The sequence below is a fragment of the Paracidovorax cattleyae genome, from assembly GCF_900104515.1.
GTDB classification, from domain to species: domain Bacteria; phylum Pseudomonadota; class Gammaproteobacteria; order Burkholderiales; family Burkholderiaceae_C; genus Paracidovorax; species Paracidovorax cattleyae.
This window is the reverse complement of record NZ_FNJL01000073.1, coordinates 1-5,422: the sequence shown is the minus strand read 5'-3', so window position 1 is coordinate 5,422 and position 5,422 is coordinate 1. Positions and strand designations below refer to the sequence as shown.

The window sequence follows — 5,422 nt, the reverse complement described above, 5'->3', positions numbered from 1 at the left end:
AAGATCGCGGCTTTGACGGCCGCCTGCGTTCTCGCCTTCGGCGCCGCGCAGCCTGCGCATGCGCTGTTTGGCGTCGGCGACATCGTGCTGGACCCGACCAATTTGGTGCAGAACACGCTCACCGCCGTCCGCACGCTGGAGCAGATCAACAACCAGATCCGCCAGCTCCAAAACGAGGCCCAGATGCTCATGAACCAGGCGCGCAATCTCGCAAAGCTGGACTTCAACATCGTCAACCGGCTGCGTTCCGCCCTCGCGACCACCGAGCGCCTGATCGCCGAGGCCCAGGGCCTGGCCTACGACGTGCAGAACATGGACCGCGAGTTCGCGCGGCTGTACCCGAAGCAATACGCCGCCACGGTCAGCGGCGACCAGATGTACCGCGATGCGCGCGAACACTGGAAGAACACCCTGGACGGCCTGCACACCGCCATGCGCCTGCAGGCGCAGGTGTCGCAGAACCTGCGGGACGACGAAAGCGCACTGGCCGACCTGGTCAGCCAGAGCCAGTCGGCCACGGGCGCGCTGCAGGCCATGCAGGCGACCAACCAGCTGCTAGCCCTGCAGGCCAAGCAATCCATCCAGGCGCAACAGCTGCAGATCACGCAGGACCGTGCGGCCTCGCTGGAGCTGGCACGGCAGTCCGCCGCAGCGGAGCGCGGGCGCGAGGTCACGCGCCGCTTCCTGGGAAGCGGTACGCCCTACACGCCGCGGTCGGTGGACTTCTACAGCCGCTGAGGGGAGGCCGCGCAATGTTACGCATACCTGTTCTCTCCGCGCTGTGCCTGTTCGCCGCCGCGCTCTCGGGCTGCGGCATGCCGCAACTGCCGTCGGTGGACGCGCTGGCCGGCGACGCCGAATTGCTCGACACCTTGCGGACGCGCTGCATGCACGGCTCGCCGCAAGGGCGCCCGAACGACGAGCTGTGCGAGCGCGTCGCGCGCGCCGACCTGCAGCGGCTGCTGTCCGGCCGTAGCGATGCGGGCGAGTACCGCGAGCTGGCGCAGATCCCGCCGCTGCCTGCGACCTTCGAACCACCGACGTGGCCCTGCCATGAATGACGTCACGATCATCGACCGTTTCCTCGATACCTTCTCGCGCTACATCGACTCGGGCTTCGGCCTGCTGCAGGGCGAGGTGGCGTATCTCACGGCCACGCTGGTCGCGATCGACATGACGCTCGCCGGCCTGTGGTGGGCGCTGGGGCATGCCTCGGGGCAGGGCGAGGACGTGATGGCCCGGCTGATCCGCAAGGTGCTCTACGTCGGGGCCTTCGCGTACATCCTGGGCAACTTCAATCAGCTGGCGGGAATAGTGTTCCGCTCGTTCGCTGGCCTGGGTCTCACGGCCAGCGGGACGGACATGGACATGGAGAACTTCCTGCAGCCGGGCAGGCTGGCGAAGGTCGGCATCGACGCGGCGGCGCCCATCCTGGAGCAGGTCAGCGAGATGGCCGGATTCCCGGACGTCTTCATCAACATCACGCCCGTGGTCGTGATGTTCCTGGCCTGGCTCACGGTCATCCTGTGCTTCTTCGTGCTGGCGGTGCAGCTGTTCGTCACGCTGGTGGAGTTCAAGCTCACGACGCTCGCCGGCTTCGTGCTGGTACCGTTTGCCCTCTGGTCCAAGACCGCATTCCTCGCCGAAAAAGTCCTCGGCAACGTCGTGTCTTCCGGCATCAAGGTGCTGGTGCTGGCGGTGATCGTGGGTATCGGCACGGGCCTGTTCGCCGAGTTCCAGGTGCACCCCGACGAGCCCTCGATCGACCACGCGCTGGTCATCATGCTCGCCTCGCTCACGCTGCTGGCGCTGGGCATCTTCGGTCCAGGCATCGCCACCGGGCTGGTATCCGGTGCACCGCAACTCGGAGCGGGCGCGATGGCCGGCGCAGCGGTGGGCGCGGCCGGCACGGCCGTCGCCATCGGCGCTGCAGCGACCGGCGTGGGCAGTGCCGTCGCGGCCGGAGCGCGCATGGCGCCGGCCGCCGCCCGCGCACTGGATCGTGGGGCCAGCACGGCGGCCTTTGCGGCCGGCCGCGCGTCTTCCGTTTTCCGGGCCGGCTCCGCTGCTGCGGGCGGTGGTCCGGAGGGCGCGGCCGCCGGCCTCGGGCAGATGGCGAGGGCGGGCATGCGCGCGGCCGGAAACAAGGCTGCGGCCGGGTTCCAGGCCTTCGAGCAACGGATGGCCGCGGCCTTCGATGCCGGCGCCAGCGGTGGCACCGCTGGTACGGGCAAGCCGACCGGTGACGCGGCCGGTGGCGATTCGCGCGCAGGGCCTGACGCCGGCTCCGCAGCACGCGGCGCTGATTCGGCGCAGCCCGCATGGGCCAAGCGGCTGCACCGCCGCCAGCAACTCGGTCATGCAGCAGGCACGGCGGCCAACGCCCTGCGCGGCGGGGACGGCGGTGGCTCCTCACAGGGCCCAAGCCTGCGCGACCAAGACGAGTGACACATCTGACCATCAAGGAGATCCCCATGCGATTCAAACGACCGCGGGTGCGCTATGGCGACACACCGCAGCCTGCCACTCCCTATCAGTCTGCGGCCCAGGCCTGGGACGAGCGCATCGGCTCGGCCCGTGTACAGGCGAAGAACTGGCGGCTGATGGCCTTTGGCTGCCTGTCGCTGGCCCTGCTGATAGCCGGTGGCCTCGTCTGGCGTTCCGCGCAGTCGCTCGTCACACCCTACGTCGTCGAAGTGGACAAGGAACACGTGCGGGCCGTGGGCGAGGCAGTCACCCCGTACCAGCCCACCGACGCGCAGATCGCCTTCCACCTCGCGCAGTTCATTACCCGAGTGCGCTCGCTGTCCGTCGATCCGGTCGTCGTGCGCCAGAACTGGCTCGATGCCTACAACTACACCACGGACAAGGGGGCCGGCGTGCTCAACGACTTCGCCCGCTCCAACGATCCGTTCGCGCGTGTCGGCAAGGAGTCGGTGACCGTGCAGATCACCAGCGTGGTCCGCGCGAGCGAGTCGTCTTTCAACGTGCGCTGGACCGAGCAGCGCTTCGCCAACGGCGCGCTGGCCGGTACCGAGCGCTGGACCGCCGTCGTCTCCATCGTCCTGCAGCCTCCGCGGACCGAGCAGAAGCTGCGCAAGAACCCACTGGGCATCTACGTCAACGGCCTCTCATGGAGCCGTGAACTCGATGCCCCTGAAGGAGCCAAGCCATGAATTCATTTTTCCGTGTTTCCGCTTCCGTGTTTGCTGCAACGGTTGCCCTGGCAGGTTGTGCATCGAAGGGCCGGCCCGCGCCGCGCATCCCGCTCGACGAGGCGGTACAGGCGCAGCCGTTGCCCGAAGCCGCTGCGCGCTTTCGACGACGGGCAGAAGGTGTACATCCAGTTCCCGCCCGGCATCGCCCAGGGTGAACTGCCGCCGCTGTTCGTCATCGGCGCCCAGGGTGATGCGCAGTTGGTGAACTACCGCTTCCGGTCGCCGTACTACGTCGTGGATCGCCTGTTCGGCGCGGCCGAACTGCGCCTTGGCGGCGGCAAGAGCGCTGACGGCAAAGCGGGCGAGGGCGAGGTGGTGCGCATCGAACGCACCGACGGATCGCGGAGGGACTGACATGTTTCAGGACGACTTGCCCAACGGCGCCACCGCGCCGCAGCCCGCCAAGGTGGCGCCGGAGACCGTCGCGCTGCGCGCCCAGCCGCGCGCCGTGACCCGGCTCAACCGCCGCACGCTCGCGGTCCTGATCGGCGGTTTCTCCGCCGCCGTGCTCGGCGCGCTGATGTGGTCGCTGCAGCCGCAGCGGCGTGCTGCCAGCGAACAGCCCGAGCTCTACAACGTCGATCGCATTGCCAAGTCCGAAGGGCTGGACGCGCTCCCGAAGGACTACTCGCAACTGCCGGCGGCTGCGCCCAAAGTGCCGGAGTTGGGGCCGCCGCTGCCCGGCGACCTGGGGCCGGCCATCCTCAAGGCACAGCAGCAGCCGGCCGTGGCCACCTACGCGCCGCCCGGCCAGGATGCCGCGGCGGCCGAGCGCGATGCGCTGCGCAAGGAGGCCGAGGCTGCCGCGGGATCGTCGGTGTTCTTCCGCACCGGCAACAACCGTCCGGGCACAGCCGCGAGCTCCGCAGCGCCGCCGGCCGTGGGCGCTGTGGTGCCGCCCGCATCCGCGCTCGCGGCCTTCGACCCGCTCGCCGCAGGGCCGGCCTCCACCGCGCCGCAGGCCACGGATCCAGTCACCGTGCAGAACCAGCAGGACCAGAAAGAGGCTTTCCTGAAATCCGGAACGCCGGATACCCACAATTCCGGAAAACTGCAGATGCCCGCATCGCCGTACCAGGTCATGGCCGGATCGGTGATCCCCGCGGCTCTGGTCACCGGCATCCGCTCGGACCTACCGGGCGACATCATCGGCACCGTAACCGAGCCCGTCTACGACACCGCCACGGGCCGGCATCTGCTCATCCCGCAAGGCTCGCGCATCTTCGGCCGCTACAACAGCCAGGTCAGCTACGGGCAGAGCCGCCTGCAGGTCGTCTGGCATCGGATCATCCTGCCCGACACGTCCTCGCTCACGCTCGACAACCTCATGGGCACCGATCCGGCCGGCTACGCGGGCCTGGAGGATGGTGTGGACCGGCACTGGGACCGTCTGCTCGCTGGCGCGGCGCTCACCACGTTGCTCGGCGTGGGAGCCGAGCTGGCCGCACCGGAGAACCGCCAGGACGGCAACCGCATCGTCATCGCCGGCCGGGACGGGCTGCAGGACTCCGTGAACCAGGTGGGGCAGGAACTGACCCGGCGGAACCTCAACGTGCAGTCCACCTTGACGGCCCGGCCTGGGCTGCCGGTGCGCATCGTCGTCAACCGGGACCTAGTGCTGCGGCCGTACCAGTCGATCTTTTTCGCCAATGGCAAACCACAAGGAGCATCGCAATGACCCAAGGCAACGACAGCACTCATGCCATCGACAGCGGGAAGAGCGAAGTGCGTGGCAATGGCAGCCCTGCCGCACGCGCGTCGCAGAACCGCCGCAAGCTGCGGCTGGGGCCGCTGCCCAGGACCGACAGCACCAAGATCACCTTCGCGTGTCCAGCCAGCCTCAAGGCCGACCTCGACCGCTATGCCGCGCTGCATGGGCAGACCTACGGGAACCTCTCAAAACCCGGCCACTCCCTTGTTCACCGACAAGACCTGAGCCGTCCTCCTCACCATGATCTCTCCTCGCAGCGCCTTGAAGTTCGATCTGTTTGCCGAGGCGTCGCGCCAGCATAAGAGAGATGAAGTGGGCGATCCGTTGCAGGTAATCGCGCGGCACATCGACTTCGCCGAGCTGGCGCGGCTGGTGGATGCACTCATCGAGCGCGGCGATGGCCGCAAGGGTGGTCGGCCGGCCTATCCCGTCGAGGTGATGGTGCGCATCCTGGTCTTGAAGCGCCTGTACAACCTGTCGGACGAGCAGATGG

General features: G+C 68.4%; 7 protein-coding genes and 1 pseudogene. All 8 read left to right on the top strand.

The annotated features are described in order from the left end of the window. Nucleotides 1-3 precede the first annotated feature (3 nt). A complete protein-coding gene (gene trbJ, locus BLR05_RS25385; RefSeq protein ID WP_092840557.1) occupies nucleotides 4-738 on the top strand; it encodes a P-type conjugative transfer protein TrbJ in 735 nt (244 codons plus the stop codon). A gap of 14 nt (nucleotides 739-752) precedes the next feature. Further along, nucleotides 753-1,061 (top strand): hypothetical protein, encoded by a 309-nt coding sequence (locus BLR05_RS25380; RefSeq protein WP_092840554.1) that lies wholly within the window; start codon nucleotides 753-755, stop codon nucleotides 1,059-1,061. Continuing rightward, entirely contained in the window at nucleotides 1,054-2,448 is a 1,395-nt protein-coding gene (gene trbL / locus BLR05_RS25375) for a P-type conjugative transfer protein TrbL (RefSeq protein WP_092840551.1), read from the top strand. The genes BLR05_RS25380 and trbL overlap by 8 nt, the downstream gene beginning before the upstream one ends. 26 nt (nucleotides 2,449-2,474) lie before the next feature. Further along, nucleotides 2,475-3,176 (top strand): conjugal transfer protein TrbF, encoded by a 702-nt coding sequence (gene trbF / locus BLR05_RS25370; RefSeq protein ID WP_092840560.1) that lies wholly within the window; start codon nucleotides 2,475-2,477, stop codon nucleotides 3,174-3,176. Nucleotides 3,177-3,302: 126 nt separating this feature from the next. Beyond that, nucleotides 3,303-3,572, top strand: a pseudogene (locus tag BLR05_RS25365) (TrbG/VirB9 family P-type conjugative transfer protein); the annotation flags it as partial. Nucleotide 3,573: 1 nt separating this feature from the next. Next, nucleotides 3,574-4,896 carry a TraB/TrbI/VirB10 family type IV secretion system protein gene (locus BLR05_RS25360; protein WP_092840549.1) on the top strand — a complete coding sequence of 441 codons (1,323 nt, stop codon included), beginning with the start codon at nucleotides 3,574-3,576 and terminating at the stop codon, nucleotides 4,894-4,896. 47 nt (nucleotides 4,897-4,943) lie between these two features. Further along, the gene (locus BLR05_RS27420; RefSeq protein WP_279616047.1) at nucleotides 4,944-5,231 is read left to right on the top strand and encodes a DUF2274 domain-containing protein; all 288 of its coding nucleotides are present in this window, start codon (nucleotides 4,944-4,946) and stop codon (nucleotides 5,229-5,231) included. Beyond that, nucleotides 5,173-5,422 (top strand): transposase (locus BLR05_RS26915; protein ID WP_244160182.1); only part of this gene is annotated, 250 nt, incomplete at its 3' end. The genes BLR05_RS27420 and BLR05_RS26915, both read left to right, overlap by 59 nt.